Origin of the sequence: Streptomyces sp. NPDC090032 (genome assembly GCF_044748025.1) — a bacterium.
Taxonomy (GTDB): domain Bacteria; phylum Actinomycetota; class Actinomycetes; order Streptomycetales; family Streptomycetaceae; genus Streptomyces.
In genome coordinates, this window is the sequence record NZ_JBIVFF010000022.1 from 20893 (window position 1) to 42588 (window position 21696).

Genomic DNA, 21696 nt, shown 5'->3' on the forward strand with positions numbered 1-21696 from the left:
AACGTGCACATAGGTGACGGCGCTACGCCCGCCCACCAAGCTTGCCGCGCGCAACCCCTCGTAGACAGCAGGCGCCCGTTCACGGCTCGGCCCAGCAGTCGCACGGATATGAGTAGGTCCGTGTGGGTGCTCTGCCAGCTCTTCCAGATGCTCTTGAACTCTGGTGGTCGTTACCCAGGACATGAACTCGGATGCCATCAGCATGGTCCCGGCGCAGGACACGACAGCGCGCCGTCTGGAATTGCTCACCCTCGACGAAGCCCATGACCTGCTACGTCTTCTTCAACTGATCGCTGCGGAAGGCCTGGACGAGCTGGGCGAGGAAGCCGAGTGGTTCGCTCGGGAGCTTGCCGCGCGGATCCCTTCGGAGAACTGAAGCGCCTGCACCTACTCCTCCGCAAGAGGCCGACGAGGACGTTCGGCCTGCCGAGTGCTGCTGCCGCCTGATGCCACGGCACCTCCCTGGTCAGGGACTTCCTCAAAGCCGTCTCCGGTGGCGGGGTCTGGCGATACACCTGCGCGTGCGTAAGCTGTGCGCTCTGGGAGGCCGTCACCGTCTGGTGGCGGCCTTTCGCATGTGTTGTCGCACGCCTCTGTGGTGACGTCCCCACCGGGCGCGCATCATCGCCGGTGAACGTGTGCCGCCACGTGCACTGATGGCGTGGGGAGGATCCCCTCCGTTCCCCAACGCACCCAGCGGTGCTGTCCCAAGCGGCCGGACGATTCGATGCCGCGGCGGTCAATGCGCGGCACGAACTACCGACGGCGCAACCATCCTCGCAGGTGGTCAAACATGTCCCGGGACCCCACTGGCAAGGGACAAGCCCGCTGGACCAGCCGGTGGAAGACCGCTCTCAACGCCTTCGACATCACATTCGACGGCCGACTCGGCGCAGCCCGTCACTAACCTCAACAACCCCAATTACACCGTTGATTGGACGGTCCCGGCGGCCACGAACTCGGTCACGGTGTCAGTCACTTGATGTCTCTTCCATGATCATCAATTGCACCGCTGGGCGTACAGACCCGGGTCGACTAAAGGATCATGCAGGTGGTGGTGGCGTGGGCGATCAGTTTGCCCTGGTCGTCCAGCACCTTGCCCTCGGCGGTGGCGGTGCGGCGACCGGCGTGGATGACGTTGCCCTCCGCGGTGAGCATCTGTCCGTCGGTGCGGGCGGCGCGGATGTAGTTGACCTTGAGTTCGAGGGTGGTGTAGCCGGTACCGGCGGGGAGGGTTGTGTGGACGGCGCAGCCCATGACGGAGTCGAGGAGGGTGGCGGCGATGCCGCCGTGGACGGTGCCGAGGGGGTTGGCGAAGTCGGGGCGGGTGTCGAGGGAGATGACGATGCGGCCGTGATCGACCTCGTCGAAGCGCATGCCGAGCAGGCGGCCGATGGAGGGGATGTCGGTGGGGCGTTCGGTCTGCATCAAGCGCATCAGTTCAAGGCCGGTCATGGCGGTGAGGTCGGTGGTGGTCACGGTCGTTCTCCTTGCATGGTGCTGGTGTTGCCGTTGCACGGGGCTGGGTGTTCGTCAGGTGGGAAGGGGCTGGATGCCGGCGGGCACGTGTTTGTGCCAGGGGGTGCCGGCGATGGGGTCCTTGGCGATGTCCTTGAGCACGATTCGGGCGCGCGGGACGCCGTGGGACTGCCAGGGGATCTTGCTGAGGGAAAGCGAGATCTCGGCGCGGGCGAAATCTCCGGTCGTGTGGCCGCCGGTGAGGTGGGCGTCGACGAAACCCTCGCCGGTCTTCTCCTGGGGAGGGCGTTGGAACGGTAGTGGGTACCGAGGGCGCGTAGCAGGGCTCCGCTGTAGGCGCCGCCGAGGTGGTGGCCCTGTCCGCCGCCGTGGAAGAAGATCGATGCGCCGCCGTGGGTGTCGCGCACGGTCTTCGAGCGGGCGGCGATCTCGCGTATGGCGGTGACCCGGTCGATGGGGGCGGAGCTGCCGTCCGGCTCCCGGCGCAGCGGTGTCGTAGGCCGGGCTCCGCCGTTTTGGCAGTGGTCCAGGCGCAGGGCCTTGTTGCAGGTGTATCCGGCGGTGGCGACATGCTCCTCGTCGCCGCGGATCTTGGTGAAGCGGCGGCCGTCGGTCTGGACCTGGATACCGCAGTCGTTCTCGCACAGGATGCACGCGTTCTTGCGCCAGACGGCGGTGTCGGCGGTCATCGGCGCTGTCTCCTCATGCGGTGGGCGGCTGGGGCAACCCGCGCCCCGGGCTGGCAGCGGCCGGGGCGCGGGGTGGTGCGGTCGGTGAGGTGCTGGTCAGCCGAGCGGGTTGGTGGCGTCGCGGAGGGCGGCCAGGGCGGGGGCGTACATGCGGGCCTTGATGGTGCCGAGGGTGTCCCCGGCCTTGTTCACCTGCGCCTGGGCGATCTCGATGGCGGTGGAGCGCACGGCGTCCTCGGCGATTCCCTGGTCGACGATGCCGGCGGCCGCGGCGTCGGCACCGCCGTAGCGGCGGGCGGTGAGCATGGCCTCGTGCGCGGTCTGCGGCGCCAGCCGGGACTGGATGAGGGCGGCCATGCCGGGGGTGAAGGGAATGTTGATGTCCGCCTCGGGCAGGCACCAGTAGCCACGGTCGGCCCGCATGACGCGGAAGTCGTGGGCGAGGGAGAACATCGCGCCGGCGGCGAAGGTGTGCCCTTGCAGTGCGGCCACCGTGATGACCGGCAGCGACAGAATCCGCGCGAACAGTTCATGGACGGAGCCGACGTAGTCCTGGTGCTGGTCGGCGTGGGCGGACAGCCAGTCCAGGTCGAGCCCGTTGGAGTAGAACTTGCCGGTGGCGGCGGTGACCAGGGCTCGGGGGCCCTCCGCCTTCTCCACCTCGTCGAGCGCGGCGCCGACGGAGGTGAGCCAGTCGGGGTGGAAGCGGTTCTCTCCGTCTCCGAGGTCGAGGACGAAGACGTTGTCCTGACGGTCGAGCGAGGGCATGGCGACTCCTTCGAACTATGTAGGTGAAGCGGCTGTGCGCCTGTGGGCTACGGACGGGGCCCAGGTTCGGCACCGGGGCGGTCGCGCAGGGCGTACAGGAGCAGGTCGTGGATCTCGGCGGCAGCTGCCTCGATCGGAGCGGTGCTCTGCTCGGCCCGGCACATGATCAACGCGCCTTCGACCGCAGCGATGATGAAGGCAGCGAGTCTGCGGCTGCGTTCCTCGGTCAGGCCGTGCCGCAGGAAGAGGGCCGCGAAGGCCTCCTGCCACCGGGCGAAGACGGCGCCGGCGGAACGGGCCAGCTGAGGTGCGTCGTCGTTGGTTTCGACGGCCACCGCGACGATCGGACAGCCGGCCCGGAAGTCGCTCTCCACGAGCCGGTCGCGCCACAGCATGACGAATGCGTCGACGGCCTCCACCGGATCGTCCGCCTGCATGGCGACATCGATCAGGCCCGCGACGTAGTCCCCCGCCAGTGCCACCGCTTCGTCGATGAGCTGCGCCCGCCCGCTGGGGAAGTGGTGATACACCGAGCCCCGAGGGGCTCCGCTGTGCGCCAGCACTCGGTCGATGCTCGTCGCGCTTGCCCCGTACTCACGTAGCAGAACAGCAGCACTGAGGATCATTCGGTCACGGCTTTCACTCCTGCGCGGGCTCACCGGCACACCACCTTTCCCATGACAGTGCAGCCCACCAAACGGGCTACCTGTAGGTAACTTATGGGGTATGCCATAGAACATGCAAGAGGGGCTGCTGGGACTCGTCACCGCCGGCGGCCACGGCGGCGTCGTTGCCCGGCAGGAAGACCAGTACGACGACCGCGCCGACCGGGGCGACGGCCGCCGACCTCAGAGCGGTGATGTGCATGGCATGGATGAAGGCGTCGCTCGCGGGCCGCACCAGCGCCCTGCCGGCCGGTCCCAGCTTTTCAGCGACGGTCAGGGTCGCCTGGACGGATTCACGTGCGGCGTGCAGGTCGGAGGCGGGCAGTACGCGCAGGTGGCCGACAATGCCGTTGCGGTAGGTGGTGGACAGCAGGGACCCCAGTACGGCGACCCCCATGGCCCCGCCGACCTGCCGGAAGGTGTTGTTGACCGCGGATCCGGAGCCGGCCTTCTCCCGCGGCAGGACGACATGATCATGACGGTGGCGGGCGGCATCACATGGACCATGCCCGTGCCCATCAGGAAGAACAGCACCTCCAGCACCCAGATGGGGGTTTCCTGGCCGAGCAGCAGGAAGCCCGCGAAGGCCAGGCGGTCAAGACCGGGCCGATGGAGGCGACGGACGCGGAGAACCGTCTGTTGCGGAAGTAGGCGACGTCGAGGGCCGGATGGTCGCTGCGGGCCTCGTACGTCACGAAGCCGGCGAGGACCGCCAGGCCGCCGAGGATCGTCGCCCAGGACTCTGGCCGGGTGAAGTCGCCCAGCTGGCCGCCCTGTATGATGCCGTAGGCCAGCAGAGCCAGACCGACGATCGACAGCAGCACGCCGAACGGGTCGAGCGCCTGCGGGGCCTGGGGTCCTTGGAGTCGGGGACGATCGCCACCATCGCGGCCATCGCGGCGACCACGATCGGCACATTGACCAGGAAAACCGAGCCCCACCAGAAGTGCCGCAGCAGGATGCCGCCGGTGATGGGGCCGGCGGTCTCAATTGGCTAGCCTGCAGTAGCAGATGAGGGTGCAGGCGATGCTGGTGAGGCGAGGAAGTGCTCGCCTTTGCGTTCGTAGCGTCGGTGGAGGCGGCGGCAGCCGGCGAGCCAGGCCATGGTGCGCCCAACGGTCCAGCGGTGGCGGCCCAGTCGCTGTGAGGACTCGACTCCCTTCCTCGCGATGCGGTGCTGGATGCCGCGCCGGCGTAACCATCGGCGCAGGTGGGAGTAGTCGTAGCCTTTGTCGGCGTGGAGCTTGTCCGGCTTGCGTCGTCGGCGTCCGCGGCGGGAGCGGATCGGCGGTATCCCTTGCACGAGGGGGATTCAGGGCCCGACTGTCGTGCAGGTTCGCCCCCGAGATTGCGACGGAGAGTGGCAGACCGGTCCGCTCGGTGATCAAGTGGATCTTCGACCCGTACGTGCCCCGGTCGACAGGGTTCGGACCTGTCAGGTCCCCTTTTTCAGGGCCCGCATGTTCACCGAGTCGACCGCGCACCGGGACCAGTCCAACTCGCCGCGGGCGCCGAGTTCGTCGAGGACCAGGCGATGGAGTTTGGCCCACACCCTGGCCTTCGACCACTCGGAGAAACGTCGATGAGCCGTCGCCCCCGATGGCCCGAACGAAGCCATGGGCAATTGCTGCCACGTGCAGCCTGACGTGGCCACGAACACGATCGCGGCCAACACCTCACGATCGCCACGCCGGCGTCGCCCACCACCTTGAGGGCGCGAAGGAGCCTCCGGCACCACCCGCTGAAACAACTCGCACAACTCATCCGGCACCAGCCGCTCAACGATCCCCACCATGACCGCCAGCCTAGCGACTCCACCAAATGAGATGACTTCTATGCCGGCGGTCCTGCTACCCGAAGTCGGCGCGACGATGCTGGAGTTCGACTGTCAGCCCGTCGTGCACCGCATCCGGGGCCCGCAGGCCGGGTGTGGACGCGTCGTCCGGCTCGACTGCTCGCACCGCGCCCGACGCACCGGCTGGACACACCCCCAACTCGCGGTCGGCCTGGGCCATTCCGGCGCGGGCGGCCTGGCGCAGCTCGCGTGTCCGGGGCATCGCCCGCAGCGCCACGTAGAGCACCGGAACAGCAAGCACGATGAGGAGGGTTCCCGCGAACGGATGTGCCCCGGCCCAGTGGGCGAAGCGCACGAAGAGCAGCAGGCCGGCGCAGAACACAGCCCCGATCAGTGCGAGGGCGACCACCAGCACACTCAGGCGATCGCCCCCACCACGGGTGGGGGCGCGCAACTGGTCTTGGGGCGCGCACCTGTTCACGCTGTCGGGCTCGCGTGTCACCACAGCATCTCCTCGTCCGTCAGTAGATGTCGTGGGGAGACAGGTACCCCGGGAAGCCCCGACCATGATCGACTACTTGCGAGTGCACCACGCCGGGCAGGACCGGGGTGTGAGCACGTGTTCAGCGTCGACGCGACGTTCTGGTACGCGCCCAGCCACCGGCTCCCGCCAGATGGAGAGCCAGAGCGGTGAGTCCGAGGAGCATGACGTTCACGGACGAGAAGACGTCGTTCGTCGCGATGTCGGCGGCATTGATCAGGAATGCCAGGAAGAACAGCACGGCGGAGGCGATGGCAAACATGGGGACTCCTGTTCCTAGTCGTTGTCGCCCGTGTGCCCGCTTTCGTGTTCCGTACCGCTTCCCGGGTAGTCGCAACGTGAGCGGCGACGCGATGTGGCTGCTCTTGGCGAACGACACCTTGGAGGCGTCATGCCCGGCATTCTCGCCCGCATCAAGCAGTACAGCCGCAGTCCGCAAGGCCAGCGGGCCATCGCGACGGCGCGCCGGACGGCCGCGGACCCCCGCAAGCAGGCTCAGGCTCGCGCGTGGCTCGACCGACTGCGACGTCGCTGAGCGACGACGATGTCGCGCTTCAGGAACGGCAGCCGCACATGACGAAACAGCGCAGATGACTCCCGGTGCCCGAGTCGCCTGCGCTGTTGCTGCGCCGCGTGCGCCACAGCGAGCGGTCCGGGTGTAGCCGGTCAGGTGTGGACGTGCGTCATCGGTCTGTACTCGGCCTCGTTCCTGGCACGGTGCGTCGTCCGGGCCCGGGGCCGGCATCGTCGCATCCCGGGCCGGCAAGCACGCCCACCCGGGCGGCTCTTGGCCAACCCTTTCCCTCGCCGAGGAGATGCCGGTGCCGGCCACCAGCCGCTCGGTGCCACCAAGCAGGGCAGCGCAGCGGTCTGGGTGAAGAACTCCCTGCCTCCGGCTTCGCCGCAGGACAGCGACGCGTAGCCGAGGGCCTCGATCTCGCGGGCGCGAGTCATCACGTCACTGATCGACCACCGGTCGCACTTCCACCACGCGCCGCCAGGAGAGCTGAAGTTGATGTCGGCGCCATGCTTCGATGCTGTCGGCGCCGACAAGGGGAACCGACGCCCCCAGAATCGCGTTGAGGCGCACGGGGTGCCGCACACATCAGGCCGTACGACGTGTGCGGCACCAGCTTCCGGGTAGTTGGCGCCGCATGGAACCCGAACCTCGCCTGCGGCAGCACTCATGGGGCTGGAATCTGGTACGCGCCTTTGTCATGGCGGTTGGTTTCGTCTGCATGGTGGCCTTCGCCGTCGCGCTGGCGAAGGTCACACTCGTCCCGTCACCTGCGTCAGTACCGTTGACCCACACCAACCTGCACCCCGGCAGCTCGATTCGCCTGTACTTCAACCAGCCTGACTGGCAAGACACGATCAAGCAGGTGGGAGGAAACGTCGTTCTGGGAGTGCCGTTCGGATTCCTGCTGCCGGTGATCTTCCCGCGCACACGGGGCTTCGTCCGAGTGGTACTCATGACGGCGTTCGTGATGCTCACCGTAGAGATCGCTCAAGGACTGCTGGTCGCCGGCCGGGCATTCGACATCGACGATGTGATCCTCAACGCGGCGGGCGCCTTCCTCGGGTATCTCGTCCTCGGCCGCAGGCTCGGCCGAGCGTTGCATCCGCGCCGCGTCCACTGGTGGCGCCCGCGCAGGGGATCGGCCGACGAACCAGCTCGGGACGCGGCCGTCAAGAAGAGCCGGAACCGCTGGATGTGGGCGGCCTGGCGTAAAAGCGATGCTCGCCCCACGGCGGGCACCAAGACAAAGGCCAAGACAAAGACCAAGAAAACGACCAGGAAGCAAACTGCGCCGAAGCGTCTCCGCGAGAGGATTCCCGCGTTGCTGCGGGCCAAGCGCCCCTGATCTGCTACGCCGCCCGCCGCGATAGGAGCCCCGGCCCAGTTGCTGGACTGGGCCCATCGCTTCGCGGGCTGTCGGCGCCACGAACGAAAACCCGGAAGGGACCACATAGCGTTCCCCCCGACTAAGGCTTGTCCCGTAACACCTGACCGCAGTTGAGATTTCTTCGGCATGCCTGCCTCCACGACCTGCTCCTCGAAGCTGAGGTTCTGCAGGTAGAGGCGGCTGCGGTCAGGCAGAGGGCGGATGCAGATCAACTCAGGGCTCGAACGAGTCCTTCGTGCTGGGCCTCCGAAAGCGTTTGACACCGCTGCACGCCAACAGCTCGGTCCCGGTGGCGTTGAAGTACATATTGAAGAACCAGACCCGGTCTGCTGCGAGGATGGTCCCGGTACGCAGTTGCTCGCCGCGGTGCCGTGCGAGGATCTCAACGGTCTCGTCGAGGCCGATGATTTCTTGCAGGCCGCGCTTCAACGTCCGTCTCAACCTCGTTGCGGCGATGCCGGCGACCATCCACTGGGGCACCTCGTCGTCCCAGACCTTTACCTCGGCGCCGGCGGCTATGGCCTCGCGTGCTGGCTTGCACGCGCTCGTCTGGTCGGTGAGCATCGCGGCGATGTCGGGGTGCCATGGGGGCTCGTCTTCGGTGGCCATGCGGTGACTGTAGAGACTGAGCGCGGGCGTTGCTACAGGATGCGGCGCGGCCGGCGCTGTGCGGGGAGACAGCGGATCGCGATGTTGTGCCGAGCATCATGGAACGATCTTGTGGTGGCTGGTGTGATCACGGCTCGGAGTCGTCTTGGATAGCCCCGTTCAGCGGGCTGAGCCCGCGTTCCTTCAGGAAGCTGGTGACCGCGCTGCGCCGCGAAGGTGCGGATCCGGTCCGCAAGGGCCGGCCGTGGTCCCTTCCGCTGGAGGACCGGGTACTGCTTGTGTCGGCCTACTGGCGCACGAATTTGACGATGCGCCAACTCGCGCCGCTCTTCGGCATCTCGAAGTCCGCGGCCGACCGGATTATCGACCACCTCGGCCCCGCGCTTGCCCTGCGGCCCCGCAGGCGGTTCGGCAAGGGCACCGTGCTCATTGTGGACGGCACCCTGGTCCCCACCCGGGATCACACCATCGCCGAGCGGTCGAAGAATTATCGGTACTCCACCAACCATCAGGTCGTCATCGACGCCGACACCCGCATGGTCGTCGTGGTCGGCCGACCGCTGGCCGGCAACCGCAACGACTGCAAGGGGAGGAGTCCGGCGCCAAGGCCGCTGTCGGCAAGACCCTCACGATCGCCGACGGCGGCTACCCGGGCACCGGACTCGTCATCCCGCACCGTCGTGAGCGGGGCCAGGCCGAACTCCCGCGTTGGAAAGAGGAACACAACAAGTCCCACAAGCAGGTCCGCGCCCGTGTCGAGCACGTTTTCGCCCGCATGAAGACCTGGAAGATCCTCCGCGACTGCCGCCTCAAAGGCGACGGCGTCCACCACGCCATGCTCGGCATCGCCCGGATGCACAACCTCGCCCTGGCCGGCTAGATCGAGAGCCGCGCGGCGGCCAACCCTGCCCGCGCCGATCCGGAGATCATTTACGGGACAAGCCTTAGGGATCCGGTCAAAGCCTTGCAGAATTCGCCCACAAGGGCGCCGAGGTCCCGCGGCGCCACAGCCTGTTGGTCCCCGAGAGCGAGCGTTGCACCAACACCGTCCGAGGTGAGATGTGCGAGGACTTTGTCCTCCTGGCCGAGAGGAATTCCTCGTTCTCAAAGGCACCCCGCAGCGAGTGGCGGGGAGGAGAATGACGTGACAGCGGTGGGGCGGACTCCTTGGAAGAGTCCGCCCCACCGCTGTCACGTCATTCGGTCGGCTAGTGCTTGCCGACATCCTTGATCTTCTCCTTGGCCTCCCGGGCGTCGCCCTTCTTGCGCTCTGCGCGGCCCTCGACGGTCAGACGTTCGTTGCCGACAGTGCGTCCCGCGATCTCCTCGGCGGCGCCCGTGACCTGCTCGGTCTTGGCCTTGGCCTTCTCGTTGGCAGTCAAGCCTGCTCACACTCCCTTGGTTTGGACATCATGTGCTGTCAGTTCGTGTGGCCACGGATCAACAGCGCAAACATGAGTGGCAGCGAATTTCCGGGATGGATGACCACGGCATCCGATGCATGACCAGTGCGGGCAAGGGAATTCAGCGAGCGGCCGTGCGAGCAAATACCCGACGTGTCTTTCAGGCGTTTGCGTGAGTGAGACGTCGACACGTGGCGGTCAGGAGGCCGATAGCGATGGTCCCCCTGATTCTCGTTCGGGGACTGAGGGGTGGGCCCCGACCTGGGACGGTCGGGGCCCACCCCTCTTCTGCGCAACTACGAAGGATCAGCCGTCCGCCAGGCCGACGTGCTCGAGCAGCACATCAAAATCCCGCGGAGAGCGCGCTGCATCGATCGCGTGCAGAAGTGCTGTGCGCGGAAGGCGGTGCTGTGCGCGGAAGGCGGGACGCAGTCCATGGGGACCGGCCCATGGGGACCAGTATCGGCAGAGTGCCCGAGGTGCCGTCCTTGTGCTGGATAACGTTGACGCTCTTCCTTTGGGTGGGTAGGGGGAGTGTTGTGCGACGGGTCGGGCAGGTGCGATAACGCGGCGGTGCGCACCTTCCGATTGACGAGTTCGCAGAACGACACAGAGGCAGAACGACACAGAGGCAGAACGACACAGAGAGGGGCTGAGATCTTCATGGCCACTCACACGGCGCCCGAGATCCAGGAGATGGGCTGTCACGACGCGCGCGCCGAGGTCAGGGCAGTTGTGGAAACCGCCTGCCGGCTGCGCTCAGGCCAGGCCAGACGTTTTCGTGAGGATGCCCTGCTGGTGGCCGGCGAGTTGACCTCCAACGCGATCCTGCACGGCGGCGGGCTCACCGGGTTCAACGCCCGCATAGAAGACGGATCCCTGTTGGTGCAGGTGAGCGACCACAGCACGACCGCACCTCACCTCGTACGCCACAACCCCGGGCTGCCCGGCGGCTTCGGCTGGATGATCACCCAGCGCCTCGCCTCGCACGTCTCCGTCGACATCCAGCCCGACGGCAAGACCGTCACAGCCGTCCTCGCCCTGCCGTAGAGCACGGGTCGCCCATCATCGGACGCCCGGAAGGATCTTCCGGCCTCCGCATGCATGTTCGTCGCCATGCCGGGTAGTCGCGCCAGAACGGGGAGCGGCAGGCAAGCTCGGAACAACCGAAAGGGGCGGGGCGCATGATCACCGTAACGACGCAGGAGAAGATCCAGGCCACTCAGGCTCAGGAGGACCTCGTCGAGCGGGCTTACGCCGACCCCTCTTCCATCACGCCGACGGATGCGCGAGAGATCGGCAAGCGGTTCTTCGGCCGGCTCGGGCAGCTGGAGGAAGGCACCCACGACTATCAGTACGTGCGCAACTGCCTGATCGAGATGAACCTCTCCCTGGTGCGGTACGCGGCTTCCCGTTTCCGTCACCGTGGCCAGGAGGAGATGGAAGACATCGTTCAGGTCGGCACGATCGGCCTGATCAAGGCGATCGACCGGTTCGAACTGACCCGTGAGGTCGAGTTCGCGACGTTCGCCGTGCCTTACATCACCGGTGAGATCAAGCGGTTCTTCCGCGACACCAGCTGGGCCGTGCACGTGCCGCGCCGCCTCCAGGAAGCCCGCATCGAACTGGCCAAGGCCACCGAGGAGCTGCGCACCCGTCTGGGCCGCAACCCCTCCACGGCCGAGCTGGCGGAGCTGATGCAGCTGGAGCCGTCCGAGGTCGCCCAGGCGCAGATGGCCTCCAACGGCTACAGCGCCTCCTCCCTGGACGCCTCGGTGACGAGCGCAGGTGAGGAGTCCGACACCGCGCTGGCCGATTTCATCGGCTTCGAAGAGGACTCCTACGAGCTCATCGACAACTTCCACTCTCTGGCTCCGCTCATCGCCGGACTCGACGAGCGTGAACGCACGCTGATCCATCTCCGCTTCGTCGAGGAGCAGACCCAGTCGCAGATCGGCGAAGCACTCGGTGTCTCGCAGATGCACGTCTCCCGCCTGATCACCCGCGTGGTGGCGAAGCTCCGCACCGGCCTGATGACCACCGACTAGTCCAGCCCCGTTCCTCGTGAACGCACCCGGCCCTCCTCCACCACAAGGACCGGAGGGCGGGGTGCGTGCGGGGCACGCTGTGAATACGGAGTAGGCGTACGCCTTCAAGGTCTTCGCATCCGTCGAGTCGGTGTGTTTGTTCGCTTTCGGGGCCTGAGGCGGGCTTTTGAGGACGCGCAGGCCGGCGTCGGTGATAACTGCGTCGAATGCGTCGCACGGAGGCGGCCATCTTGTGGCCGAGGCGGGTGAGTTCGCCGTGGATGCGCCGACGTCCCCGTCCCGGGTTCTCGGCCGCCACGCGCAGGCCGGCCGGGTTTCCCTGGCCTCCATCGCCGGCGACCGTTCGTACGCGGATGCCGGTGGGGGAGGAATCGGCTGATGGAGGGGAGTTCAGGCGTAGGCGTCCTCGTCAGCGACTCGTCGCACTGTACGCAGCGTCGACTGGAGACTGTCCATGTCGGTCGAGCCCAGCGCGAGGCGGATCGCCTGCGGTGTGTGGATCGTGGTGGTGAACGGCTCGGCTGTGGATACCGAGATGTGCTGACGCGCGAGGGTGGCGGTCAGGCGATCGGCGCGTGCGTCGTCGGGCAGCGGCAGCCATGTGAAGTAGGACGAGGGGTGGCTGATGAGTGGTAGGCCTGCCAGCTCTTGTCTCGCGAGTGCTTGGCGGGCGTTGGCGTCGTCTCGTTTCTGCGCTTCCAAGTGGTCCACCGTGCCGTCATCGAGCCAGCGGCAGGCGATCGCGGTGGTGAGGGCCGGGGTGTTCCAGGTGGTCGCCCGAATCGCGCGTTCGAGCGACGGCACTGCGGATGGCGGCGCGACGACGAAGCCGACCCGGAGGCCGGTGGCCACGCTCTTGGACAGTCCGGAGACGTAGACGGTGATGTCCGGCGCGGTTGCAGCCAGAGGCGGTGGGGGGTCCTCCACCAGGTAGGCGTAGGAGGCGTCTTCGATGATGAGCGAACCGTGCCGTCGGGCGATCTTGATGAGGCGGGTTCTGTCAGCTGCCGGCATGACCCAGCCCAGTGGGTTGTGCAAGGTGGGCATGGTGTAGATCGCGCGCACCGGGCGGGTCGCGCACAGCTTCTCGAGGACCTCGAGATCCGGCCCGTGAGCCGTTGCGGGTATGGGCTCCAGGTCGAGATGAAAGGCATGCGCGAGCACCTTGAATCCCGGGTAGGTGAGTGCGTCGACCGCGACGACGTCGCCGGCGCTGAGCGCGGCCATGACGGTGATGGCCAGGCCGTGCTGCGCACCGTTGACGATGAGGACCTGGTCCGCGTCAGTGGTGATTCCCCGACGCCTCAGGTGCCGTGCGATCGAGGCCCTGTCCTGGGAACGTCCTCGATGCGGTTGGTAGCGCAGCAGCGAGTCGATGTCACCAGAGGTGGCTACCTCTCGCAGGGCCTGCCGAAGGAGATCGGCTTGCCCAGGCAGGGACGGATAGTTGAAGTTGAGGTCGACTGCGTCCGTAGCGACGACCTGCTGATCGATGCCGTGACCGGCGGGAACCGCGATGTCACGCACGAACGTGCCGCGGCCTTGTTCCCGGCTGACCAGACCCATCGTTTCCAGCTCGGCGTACACCCGGGTCGCGGTCACCACGGCGATGCCCTCGCGGGCGGCGAGCCCGCGGTGTGTCGGCAGGCGCACGCCTGCGGCGAGCCGCCCGGTCCGGATGTCGGATGCGAGCGCGTCGACCAGCATTTTGTACCGCGGGGCTGCCATGGAGCGGATTGTACGCATGACAATTCTTTGACTGTCCTGTTCGTGGGTCCATACCGTCAAGATCCACCCACCGACCCCACCCACCGACCCACCCACCGACCCACCCACCGACCCACCCACCGACCCACCCACCGACCCACCCACCCACCCACCGACCCACCCATCGACCCACTCGGAAGGGCAGTCGCCGTGCACATCGCCATCCTCACCTTCGAGGGCTACAACGAGCTCGACTCCCTGATCGCACTCGGTGTGCTCAACCGGATCAAGTCTGACGACTGGCGCGTCACCATCGCCACCCCCAACCCCAAGGTGACGTCGATGAACGGGGTGGTCATCGAGCAGATGTCCACTCTCGAGGAGGCGTGCGCCGCTGACGCCGTCATCGTCGGCAGTGGCATCGCCACCCGCGAGGTCGTGGAAGACCCAGGGATCATGAACATCCTGCGCAGCCTGGACCCCTCGCGCCAACTCATTGCGGCACAGTGCTCCGGCGCGCTTGTGCTGGCCAAGTTGGGCCTGCTCAACGACATCCCCGCCTGCACCGACCTGACCACCAAGCCCTGGGTTGTCGCCGCCGGCGTCGAGGTACTCGACCAGCCCTTCTACGCCAAGGGAAACATCGCCACGGCCGGCGGCTGCCTGGCCTCGTACTACCTCGCCGCCTGGATCATCGCCCGCCTCAAGGGTAACGACGCCGCCGAAGGCGCGCTGCACTATGTCGCCCCGGTCGGTGAGAAGGAGGAGTACATCGAGCGCGCCTGGCACAACATCGCGCCCTACCTGCCCGCTCGCGCCCCTGCGCTCGCCTGAACAACCGGTCGCAAGCAGTGACCTTGGCCAGGAGGCCCCGCCCCCCGACAGCCTGGCCGGTCGTTCGCGGCCCTGACGCCTGCCGGACTCCTGGGCGGTGTCCTGTGCGGTGAGTCGGATGAGGCGCCTGCAGCAGCAGAGGGCGGTGGCGAGGTTGAGGAATGCCAGGTCGTTGCGGTACCGATGCGGCTGTGGCCTCCTCCGTGTGAGGTCCGCCGTCGTCGGCTGATCGGCAGGGCGATGTTGCCCCGGGGAGGGAGTGCCGATGCGGTTGAAGACCGTAGAGGTCGACGTGTTCGCCTTCGCGGGCTTCATCAACCCCGACGCCGCCCCCTCCCCGCCCTGCCGGCTCACAGGCGGGGGCAACAGCTCCGGTCTCATGTCCACAGCTCGAATGATGTCCATCGGTGCCGACACGCCCCAGCCAAGCTCGCTGGGTGCTGCCAGTGCTCGGTTCTGGCACGGGTCTTGGAGGCTCGGAGTGCTACTGGAGCAGGATCATCTTGCGGAGTAGTTCAAATCCGGCTCGGCCGTCGAGCTGCCGCTTGATCTTCTTGATGCGGTTGACAGTGCCCTCGAGGCTGACACGGCGGACCGGGGGCTGCGCGTACAGCCTGCGGGGCGGAACCGAGCTGCGACCGGATCCTTTCGCTGGTCGCCCGAAAACCTTCACAGCGGGGGCATATCGCCCGCCGATGGATTTGGCGTGTTCATTACTATGAGCTGCTAGCTTTATTCGTTGCGGGTTACTCGGTGAGGCACGGTGCTGCGGACTTGAGTAGTCGATCGTGTCGCCGCGAACGTGCAGGTTAGCCAGTGCGTACACGGGGGACGGGGGCGTTCATGGCGTGGGACGAGTGGGAACAGCTGAAAGCCGAGGTGGCGGAGCGGCACCGGAACGCGGACGGCGCATCCGGTCGGCCGTCAGCGCAGATGCGGCTCAATCAGCTGGCCGCCCCTGACGGCGGTGGCGGGGGCCGCCCGGACATCGACATCAAGCACAAGGGCGTGCACGGCGCCGCTGACGACACCGAGACCCTGTCGCGCGATGCCATGAAGCGCCTGAACCACGCACTCGACACCAGCGACGAGGTGTACGCGGCCCACTACGGCAACGGCTGGCTGAGCCCCGTCCAGCTCCAGGTATGTGCCCTGAACTGGGAGGAACACATGGTGGCCCTCGCCAGGCAAATGGGCGATCTGAGCGCAAAGTTGAGGGATTCGGCCAACGGCCACCGGGGCGCGGACCTCGAGGCTGAGGCCCGGCTGCGTGCCGCCGTCGAGGATCTGCGGAAGGCGTGACCGTGGTTTCGTATGAAGGCATCAACAACGCGCGTCCGAGCAAGTGGAAGACGGCTTCGGGCGAATGGCACTCCCTGGCCGGGTACGCGATGGCCGCCGCGAAGGACCTTCGTGACTACGGGGTCAAACCTCTCGCCGAGAATTGGACCGACGAGGTCGGCAGGGCCGCCGCGGGCAAGTTCGAGAAGCTGGCCAACCAGTTCGAGGTGGCTTACGACATCCTGCTCGCCGTCAACATGGTCGCCGACTCCATGACCACCGCCATCGAGACCGCCCACAGCACCATGCGCGAGGCTCAGCAGCTCGCCGACCAGTACGGTCTGACCATCGGCGTCGATGGCACGATCACCGGCCCGCCGGTGCACAACCGCACCGAGGCCGAGGAGTTGGGCCCGTACCGCTCGCAGGTGCAGGACCTCATCGACCAGGCCGTCGAGCAGGTGACGACCGCCGACAAGCTGGCCGCCGCCGAGTTCACCAAGCTCGCGAACCAGACGGGTCTGACCGACCCGGACAAGGCGCTCAACGAACTGCAGACCCATGCCTCACACGTGCAGATGGAGATGCTGGCCGCCGACATCCCCGTCGACCAGGATCCGACGACGGTCCGTCAATGGTGGGGCGGTCTGACCGCTCAGCAGCGCAAGGACATGATGCTGGCCGAGCCGGTCCTCATCGCCAATCTCAACGGCATCCCGGAGGACGTGCGCACAGACCTGCGCGGCAACGGCAAGTACGACCGCGTGAAGCTGGTCCAGTACGCCCTGGACAACTGGGACAAGGGCGACCCCACCGATTTCGGCAATAACTGCACCAACTTCGTCTCCAACGCACTGCACGCCGCGGGGATGAAGGAGAAGACGTCGTTCTGGGAGGGCACGACCGACGACGACAGCTGGATGATCGGCAACCCGAGCGGCATCGACTGGGTCGACAAGAAACTGGCCTACTCGGACAACTGGACCGCTGCCGAGAACAACCAGAACTTCATGCTGAGGCACGGTGGCCAGGAGGTCTCGCGCGCCGAGGTGAAGCCGGGTGACATCCTCTACTACGAACAGGCCGGCCCCAACGACTCCATCGAGAAGGGCACCACGCACCACGCGGCGATCGTCACGGCGGTCATGCCGGACGGTGAGATCAAGTACACCCAGCACACCGACTCGTACCAGAATGTCAGTCTCGAAGGCCGGATCAACGCCACAGAGAAGCACGAAGGTGCGCAGAACATCCGCATTGTTCGACCCAACCCCGACTGGTACTGATGTCAACGATGAACCCCACCACGACTCCGTCCCGCAGCCGCAACGGCCTCCTCGTCGCCGCCGCCGTGCTGGCCGTCATATCGGCCGGGCTGCTCGCCGCACACATCTCCTTCGACGGGGACACGTTCCAGAACTGCCAGTATCTGGGGCCTTCGACGAGGATGTACGTCACCGCGTGGGCGGGGCCCCTGTGCAGCGGCGCCGCGCTGGTGCTCACGTGCCGCCGCACTCACCGCTTCACCGGCGCCCAGGTCACCCTCGTCTGCGTGGTGGCGCTGCTGCTGTTCGTCCAGCTCTTCGCTCTGTACTGGGTGTACGCGCCGGACCCGAGCGGTGGCACGGGCTGCTCGGGCCTCAGTCTCCTCATGCCGTAACTGAGGGACTACGTCGAGGGCCCGGTGCTTATTGACAACTGTCGTCCGTCCAATCGCTTCATCCTGTGCATACCGCTTACGGGTTGATAGGTGGCAGAAGCAGAAACTCCCGACAGCGAACTGGGGTTGGGGTTGGACGCAGGCCGGCTCCCTGTGCCGCTCGAAAATACGATTCGGTGCTGTGAGCTGCGGCGAGGCCGTTGGGTCGGGCGGTTCTCTCGTACTGGTCGATCAGGCCTCCGGGGATGGGTTGTCGCCGGATCCGGTGGGCCTGGAGGTCGGCGACAGGTGGCCGGGGTGGCTGGTTCGCCAGTCTTCGGGCCTGAAACGATACGGCCATCGGTCCTCGGGTCCGGCCGGAGGCCCGCCCTTTCGACGTGCGTCACAGGCGGCGCAGCACCGTGAGTTCGGCGTCGTGCTCGGCGCTCCAGCAGAACGGCAGGCCGACGTGGCGCAGGTACGTGCCGCCGTACTCCTGGCCATCGGTCTCGTCGCGGTACCGCGCCCCGGCATCAACTCCCTTGAGACGCAGGCGATCGGGGCGGCCCGGGACCAGTGGCGATCCGTCGAGCCGGCCCGTGCTCAGGGCGGCGACCACGACACGGGCCCCGTCGGGCGCGACGGACTCGACGCCGAATGTCGGCTCGTCCGGCGAGCCCAGGACGTAGGTGTCGCCCTGGTGGACGACGTCCCGGACGTCCTTGTAGCGAGCGATCCACCGTGCGGCCGACGTCAGTTGTTCCTCGCTCCACGTGCCGAGGTCGGCACCGATGCCGAGGACGCCCGTCATAGCGCTGACGAAACGGAACGCGAGAGAGCGCGGACGTGGGTCGAACAACCCCTGCGCGTCGGTGACCCAGGAGCTCATGGTGTGCGGCGCGTGTGCGTGGAGGTAGCCGTACTGGATCCGGAGCCGGTCGAGCGGGGAGGTGTTGTCGCTCGGCCACACCACGTCGGTGCGGGCGAGCGTCGTGTGGTCGATCCGGCCGCCGCCGCCCGCACAGCCCTCGACGGTGACGTGCGGGTGGTGGGCGCGGAGGTGGTCCAGGACGCGGAGGTAGCCCGCCACGTGCGCGGCGTCGAGGTCGAGCTGCTGCGCCGACTCCGGTCCGGGGCGGCCGCGTTCGGTGGGCGGACGGTTCATGTCCCACTTCAGGTACGAGATGTCGTAGCGCCCAAGGAGTCGGTCGAGGGTGCCGAGGACGAAGTCCTGGACGTCCTCGCGGCCGAGGTCCAGGAGGAGCTGGTTGCGGATGCGGCGGCCTGTGCGGTGCGGCAACTGGTAGATCCAGTCCGGGCGTTCGGCGTAGAGCTTCGACGCAGGGCTGACCGCCTCGGGCTCCACCCACAGTCCGAAGTCGAGGCCGAGGGCGCGTACGTCGTCGATGAAGCGGTCGAAGCCCTGGGGGAACAGTGCGGGATCGGGGTGCCAGTCGCCCAGTCCGCCCGTGTCGTCGAGTCGGCCGGTGAACCAGCCGTCGTCGACCACGAACAGCTCCGCGCCCAGGTCCGCGGCCCGGCGGGCGAGCGTGAGCTGGTGGTCGGCCCGCACGTCGAACTCGGTCGCCTCCCACGAGTTGTAGAGGACGGGGCGGCGGCGGGTGAGCCGGTCGCCCGCCAGATGGCGTTCGTAGCGGTGCCAGACGCGGGACAGGCCGTCCAGGCCGTCCGGGCTGAACGCGCAGGCCAGCTTGGGCGTCACCAGTATCTCGCCGGGGGCCAGCAGCACGGCACCCTCGTGCGGGACCCGACCCGCGCGCACCCGCACTGCGCCACCGGGCTCCGCGTCGACGGCCATGTGCCAGTTGCCCGCCCATTCCAGGGCGATGCCGTACGTGGGGGAGTCGGGGCCACGGTCCGGGTGCGCCGCGTCCTGTACCGCGAGCCAGGGTGCGTAGGCGTGACCCGGTACGCCCTGGGTGCTGCCGAACTCCAGTGTGCCGCGCGTCAGTTGCGTCTGCGTGAAGCTGGACTCCTGCGACCACTGGCCGGTCAGGTACGTGACGCGGGTGCCCTGCGCCGACACGGGCACGTTGACGGCCGCCGAGTCGATCCGCTCCAGGCGTAGCGTCTCGTCGCCCGTGCAGGTCAGTTCGGACCAGCGGCGGATGACGTCGGTGCCGGGGACGATGGCGTAGCGGACCGTGACGCGCAGGCCGAGGACGTCGTCGTCGAAGGTGAGGTCGAGGGCGGTGTCGTTCTCCTGGCACGCCTCGGTGAAGCGCCACCAGACTCCGCGTTCGCGACCGGGGCGGCTCGCGGTCAGGTCGGCGCCGTTGAACGGGCGAAGGCCGTGCGGGATGTACTCGGCGGGCGCCAGGTCGGCGGGCGTGACGAAGTGCGTGCGGCGCGACCACTCCAGTGGGGCCGGGCCGTCCTCCGCGCCCTTCGGCCCCCACACCGCCAGCTCGGGCCAGATCCCCGCGCCGGGACCGTCGCCCTCGCCGTCCCCGCCCAGTGTGACGGCGTAGACGGTGGTGGCCGTGCGCAGGACCCAGCGGTCCGACGGGCGGTCGGTGGTGCTCACTTGACTGCTCCAAGATTGAGGCCGGCCACGAAGTGGCGCTGGAAGCGGAGGAAGACGAGGACGGTCGGGGCCGCGGCGATGACGGAGCCCGCCGCGATCACGTTCCACTGCGAGACGTACTGGCCCTGCAGATTGATCAGCGACGCCGTGATCGGCATGTGTGTCTCCGTACGGAGCACGCTGATCGCCCACAGCAGGTCGTTGAAGATCCAGGTGAAGGACAGGGCGCTGAGGGCGGCGAGGGCGGGGCGGGCCAGCGGCAGCACGATCCGCCAGTAGATCGTCGCGGGCCCGGCCCCGTCGATCACCGCCGCCTGCTGCACCTCCGGCGGGATCGACCGCATGAAGCCGTGCAGCACGAAGACGTAGAAGCCGATGCCGAAACCGACCTGCACGCCGATGAGAGCCCACAACGAGTCGTAGATGCCGACGAGTTCGCTCATCTTGGCGACGGGGATGAGCAGGATCTGCGGGGGCAGGAGGTTGCCTGCCAGCATGACGAGCAGCAGGGTGCGCCGACCCGGCAGGGAGTAGCGGCTGAGCGCGAACGCGGCCATCGACGCGAGCAGCAGGGAGATCAGGACGCTGGGTACGGTGACGAGCAGGCTGTTGATCAGGGCCTGCTTCTGTCCGCCCTCGGTCCAGGCCTGACGGAAACCGTCGACGCTGAAGGAGTGCGGTGCCGAGCCGAGGCCGTTGGCGGCGATGTCGTCGAAGGTGCGGGTCGCGGTGATCACGACGAGGACGATCGGAACGAGCCACAGCACGGCGAGGGCTCCCGCGCCGAGGTGGAAACCGGCCGTGGCGGCGCGGCGGCGCAGCAGGGTGGGGCTGTTCATCAGTCGGCCTCCCGGAAGGCGCGGACGAGATAGGAGGCGATGACGCCGAAGGCCAGCAGGAAGATGACGACGGCGAGCGCGGAGCCGTAGCCGAGGCGCAGCGACTGGAACGCCGTCGAGTACATGTAGGTGCTCAGGAGCTCGGAGGAGTGGTACGGGCCGCCGCGGGTCAGCGACCAGACCACGTCGAAGGAGCGCAGCGAGTCGATGACGATGACCGAGAGGACGACCGCGTTGACGCTCTTGAGCTGGGGGAGTGTGACGTGCCGGAACTGCTGGAGACGACTGGCGCCGTCGACCTTGGCGGCCTCGTACAGCATCGGGTCGATGCCCTTGAGACCGGCCAGGTAGAGGACCATCACGTACCCGATCTGCCGCCACAGCGCGGGCAGCAGGACCGCGTACAGGGCGGTGTCGCGGTCGGCGAGCCAGGAGCGGGTGAGGTTGTCGAGGCCGACGCCTTCCAGGACCTGGTTGATGAGTCCGTCCGGCTGGTACATCGCCTGCCAGACGAGGGCGGTGGCGACGAGCGAGAAGACGACGGGCAGGAAGAGCGCGGCGCGGTAGAAGCCGACGCCGCGGCGCTCCTGCTGGAGCAGCAGGGCGGCGCCGAGCCCGAGTACCGCGGACAGACCGCCGAACAGCACCAGCCACTTCGCCGTGTTGGCCAGGGCGTGCCAGAAGACCGTGTCGTGCGCCATCTCGCGGAAGTTGCCGAGGCCGATCAGGTGGGCGGCGGAGATGCCGTCCCAGTCGGTGATCGCGAGATAGAAGCCCTGGAGGGCGGGCCAGAACACCCAGAAGCCCTCGGCGAGCAGGGGGACGAGGACGAAGGCGACGACGAGGGGCGGTACGCGGGTGGCGGCGCCCCGGCGCGGGCGGCGGGTGGACGACGTCTTGCGCGGGCCCGCGGCCGGGCGGGTATCGGTGTCGAGGAGGGCCAT

At 67.6% G+C, this 21696-nt stretch carries 21 protein-coding genes and 3 pseudogenes; 10 read left to right on the forward strand and 14 right to left on the reverse strand.

Annotated elements, in window-relative coordinates:
- Positions 1-181 precede the first annotated feature (181 nt).
- Complete coding sequence (locus ACIPWY_RS37520) at positions 182-376, forward strand: DUF6417 family protein (protein ID WP_393706157.1); 195 nt, start codon at positions 182-184, stop codon at positions 374-376.
- A gap of 659 nt (positions 377-1035) precedes the next feature.
- On the opposite strand, the gene ACIPWY_RS37525 is transcribed toward ACIPWY_RS37520, so the two are convergent.
- The 8 genes and pseudogenes from ACIPWY_RS37525 to ACIPWY_RS37560 all read right to left on the reverse strand — a co-directional run bounded on the left by ACIPWY_RS37525 (position 1036) and on the right by ACIPWY_RS37560 (position 6199).
- Positions 1036-1479 carry a PaaI family thioesterase gene (locus ACIPWY_RS37525; RefSeq protein WP_362909612.1) on the reverse strand — a complete coding sequence of 148 codons (444 nt, stop codon included), beginning with the start codon at positions 1477-1479 and terminating at the stop codon, positions 1036-1038.
- A complete protein-coding gene (locus tag ACIPWY_RS37530; protein ID WP_393706156.1) occupies positions 1476-2168 on the reverse strand; it encodes a hypothetical protein in 693 nt (230 codons plus the stop codon). Before ACIPWY_RS37530 ends, ACIPWY_RS37525 begins: the two co-directional genes overlap by 4 nt.
- Positions 2169-2264: 96 nt before the next feature.
- Positions 2265-2936, reverse strand: coding sequence for an enoyl-CoA hydratase-related protein (locus ACIPWY_RS37535; RefSeq protein ID WP_393706155.1), 672 nt, complete (start codon positions 2934-2936; stop codon positions 2265-2267).
- 47 nt (positions 2937-2983) lie between these two features.
- A complete protein-coding gene (locus ACIPWY_RS37540) occupies positions 2984-3562 on the reverse strand; it encodes a TetR/AcrR family transcriptional regulator (RefSeq protein WP_362909626.1) in 579 nt (192 codons plus the stop codon).
- Between the two features lie 91 nt (positions 3563-3653).
- A pseudogene (locus ACIPWY_RS37545) lies at positions 3654-4580 on the reverse strand (MFS transporter); the annotation flags it as partial.
- Positions 4581-4587: 7 nt separating this feature from the next.
- Positions 4588-5396, reverse strand: a pseudogene (locus ACIPWY_RS37550) (IS5 family transposase).
- 55 nt (positions 5397-5451) lie between these two features.
- On the reverse strand, positions 5452-5898 hold the full coding sequence (locus ACIPWY_RS37555) for a hypothetical protein (RefSeq protein WP_401536806.1): 447 nt from the start codon (positions 5896-5898) through the stop codon (positions 5452-5454).
- Positions 5899-6019: 121 nt separating this feature from the next.
- Complete coding sequence (locus tag ACIPWY_RS37560) at positions 6020-6199, reverse strand: hypothetical protein (RefSeq protein ID WP_100595233.1); 180 nt, start codon at positions 6197-6199, stop codon at positions 6020-6022.
- An 892-nt stretch (positions 6200-7091) separates the two neighbouring features.
- Here ACIPWY_RS37560 and ACIPWY_RS37565 point away from each other — a divergent pair.
- Positions 7092-7802, forward strand: a complete 711-nt coding sequence (locus ACIPWY_RS37565) for a VanZ family protein (protein WP_401536808.1) — start codon at positions 7092-7094, stop codon at positions 7800-7802.
- A gap of 255 nt (positions 7803-8057) precedes the next feature.
- Here the strand turns inward: ACIPWY_RS37565 and ACIPWY_RS37570 are convergent, their stop codons facing one another.
- Positions 8058-8453 (reverse strand): hypothetical protein, encoded by a 396-nt coding sequence (locus ACIPWY_RS37570; RefSeq protein ID WP_401536810.1) that lies wholly within the window; start codon positions 8451-8453, stop codon positions 8058-8060.
- 114 nt (positions 8454-8567) lie between these two features.
- Between ACIPWY_RS37570 and ACIPWY_RS37575 the strand changes: the two are divergent.
- A pseudogene (locus tag ACIPWY_RS37575) lies at positions 8568-9333 on the forward strand (transposase).
- Between the two features lie 328 nt (positions 9334-9661).
- Here the strand turns inward: ACIPWY_RS37575 and ACIPWY_RS37580 are convergent.
- Positions 9662-9835 (reverse strand): CsbD family protein, encoded by a 174-nt coding sequence (locus ACIPWY_RS37580; protein WP_362909875.1) that lies wholly within the window; start codon positions 9833-9835, stop codon positions 9662-9664.
- A 684-nt stretch (positions 9836-10519) separates the two neighbouring features.
- Between ACIPWY_RS37580 and ACIPWY_RS37585 the strand changes: the two genes are divergently transcribed.
- Together ACIPWY_RS37585 and ACIPWY_RS37590 are read left to right on the forward strand one after the other, a co-directional pair.
- Positions 10520-10906, forward strand: coding sequence for an ATP-binding protein (locus ACIPWY_RS37585; protein WP_362909873.1), 387 nt, complete (start codon positions 10520-10522; stop codon positions 10904-10906).
- A 134-nt stretch (positions 10907-11040) separates the two neighbouring features.
- Positions 11041-11904 (forward strand): SigB/SigF/SigG family RNA polymerase sigma factor, encoded by an 864-nt coding sequence (locus ACIPWY_RS37590; protein WP_362909871.1) that lies wholly within the window; start codon positions 11041-11043, stop codon positions 11902-11904.
- Between the two features lie 390 nt (positions 11905-12294).
- Here the strand turns inward: ACIPWY_RS37590 and ACIPWY_RS37595 are convergent, their stop codons facing one another.
- Complete coding sequence (locus ACIPWY_RS37595) at positions 12295-13632, reverse strand: PLP-dependent aminotransferase family protein (protein ID WP_362909869.1); 1338 nt, start codon at positions 13630-13632, stop codon at positions 12295-12297.
- Positions 13633-13821: 189 nt separating this feature from the next.
- On the opposite strand from ACIPWY_RS37595, the gene ACIPWY_RS37600 reads away from it, so the two are divergent.
- From ACIPWY_RS37600 to ACIPWY_RS37620, 5 genes are all read left to right on the forward strand, one after another.
- Entirely contained in the window at positions 13822-14445 is a 624-nt protein-coding gene (locus tag ACIPWY_RS37600) for a DJ-1/PfpI family protein (RefSeq protein WP_401536813.1), read from the forward strand.
- A 265-nt stretch (positions 14446-14710) separates the two neighbouring features.
- Positions 14711-14959, forward strand: a complete 249-nt coding sequence (locus ACIPWY_RS37605; protein WP_362909865.1) for a hypothetical protein — start codon at positions 14711-14713, stop codon at positions 14957-14959.
- A gap of 329 nt (positions 14960-15288) precedes the next feature.
- The gene (locus tag ACIPWY_RS37610) at positions 15289-15747 is read left to right on the forward strand and encodes a hypothetical protein (protein WP_362909863.1); all 459 of its coding nucleotides are present in this window, start codon (positions 15289-15291) and stop codon (positions 15745-15747) included.
- Positions 15748-15749: 2 nt separating this feature from the next.
- Positions 15750-17012, forward strand: coding sequence for an amidase domain-containing protein (locus tag ACIPWY_RS37615; RefSeq protein ID WP_393705691.1), 1263 nt, complete (start codon positions 15750-15752; stop codon positions 17010-17012).
- An 8-nt stretch (positions 17013-17020) separates the two neighbouring features.
- Positions 17021-17386: a hypothetical protein gene (locus ACIPWY_RS37620; protein WP_362909859.1), complete on the forward strand. Its 366-nt coding sequence runs from the start codon at positions 17021-17023 to the stop codon at positions 17384-17386.
- A 382-nt stretch (positions 17387-17768) separates the two neighbouring features.
- On the opposite strand, the gene ACIPWY_RS37625 is transcribed toward ACIPWY_RS37620, so the two are convergent.
- Genes ACIPWY_RS37625 through ACIPWY_RS37635 form a run of 3 tightly spaced genes read right to left on the reverse strand, consistent with a single transcriptional unit; the run spans position 17769 to position 21696 of the window.
- Positions 17769-19913: an alpha-galactosidase gene (locus tag ACIPWY_RS37625; RefSeq protein WP_401536816.1), complete on the reverse strand. Its 2145-nt coding sequence runs from the start codon at positions 19911-19913 to the stop codon at positions 17769-17771.
- A complete protein-coding gene (locus tag ACIPWY_RS37630; RefSeq protein ID WP_393705689.1) occupies positions 19910-20752 on the reverse strand; it encodes a carbohydrate ABC transporter permease in 843 nt (280 codons plus the stop codon). Before ACIPWY_RS37630 ends, ACIPWY_RS37625 begins: the two co-directional genes overlap by 4 nt.
- Positions 20752-21696 (reverse strand): carbohydrate ABC transporter permease, encoded by a 945-nt coding sequence (locus ACIPWY_RS37635; protein WP_393705688.1) that lies wholly within the window; start codon positions 21694-21696, stop codon positions 20752-20754. The genes ACIPWY_RS37630 and ACIPWY_RS37635 overlap by 1 nt, the downstream gene beginning before the upstream one ends.

What these genes read in the sequence shown, in the direction of transcription:
- ACIPWY_RS37520 (WP_393706157.1), top strand. Translation starts at nt 182, where the DNA reads ATGAACTCGGATGCCATCAGCATGGTCCCGGCGCAGGACACGACAGCG.
- ACIPWY_RS37530 (WP_393706156.1), bottom strand. Translation starts at nt 2,168, where the DNA reads ATGACCGCCGACACCGCCGTCTGGCGCAAGAACGCGTGCATCCTGTGC.
- ACIPWY_RS37535 (WP_393706155.1), bottom strand. Translation starts at nt 2,936, where the DNA reads ATGCCCTCGCTCGACCGTCAGGACAACGTCTTCGTCCTCGACCTCGGA.
- ACIPWY_RS37540 (WP_362909626.1), bottom strand. Translation starts at nt 3,562, where the DNA reads ATGATCCTCAGTGCTGCTGTTCTGCTACGTGAGTACGGGGCAAGCGCG.
- ACIPWY_RS37560 (WP_100595233.1), bottom strand. Translation starts at nt 6,199, where the DNA reads ATGTTTGCCATCGCCTCCGCCGTGCTGTTCTTCCTGGCATTCCTGATC.
- ACIPWY_RS37565 (WP_401536808.1), top strand. Translation starts at nt 7,092, where the DNA reads ATGGAACCCGAACCTCGCCTGCGGCAGCACTCATGGGGCTGGAATCTG.
- ACIPWY_RS37570 (WP_401536810.1), bottom strand. Translation starts at nt 8,453, where the DNA reads ATGGCCACCGAAGACGAGCCCCCATGGCACCCCGACATCGCCGCGATG.
- ACIPWY_RS37585 (WP_362909873.1), top strand. Translation starts at nt 10,520, where the DNA reads ATGGCCACTCACACGGCGCCCGAGATCCAGGAGATGGGCTGTCACGAC.
- ACIPWY_RS37590 (WP_362909871.1), top strand. Translation starts at nt 11,041, where the DNA reads ATGATCACCGTAACGACGCAGGAGAAGATCCAGGCCACTCAGGCTCAG.
- ACIPWY_RS37595 (WP_362909869.1), bottom strand. Translation starts at nt 13,632, where the DNA reads ATGGCAGCCCCGCGGTACAAAATGCTGGTCGACGCGCTCGCATCCGAC.
- ACIPWY_RS37605 (WP_362909865.1), top strand. Translation starts at nt 14,711, where the DNA reads ATGCGGTTGAAGACCGTAGAGGTCGACGTGTTCGCCTTCGCGGGCTTC.
- ACIPWY_RS37610 (WP_362909863.1), top strand. Translation starts at nt 15,289, where the DNA reads ATGGCGTGGGACGAGTGGGAACAGCTGAAAGCCGAGGTGGCGGAGCGG.
- ACIPWY_RS37620 (WP_362909859.1), top strand. Translation starts at nt 17,021, where the DNA reads ATGAACCCCACCACGACTCCGTCCCGCAGCCGCAACGGCCTCCTCGTC.
- ACIPWY_RS37630 (WP_393705689.1), bottom strand. Translation starts at nt 20,752, where the DNA reads ATGAACAGCCCCACCCTGCTGCGCCGCCGCGCCGCCACGGCCGGTTTC.
- ACIPWY_RS37635 (WP_393705688.1), bottom strand. Translation starts at nt 21,696, where the DNA reads ATGGCCCTCCTCGACACCGATACCCGCCCGGCCGCGGGCCCGCGCAAG.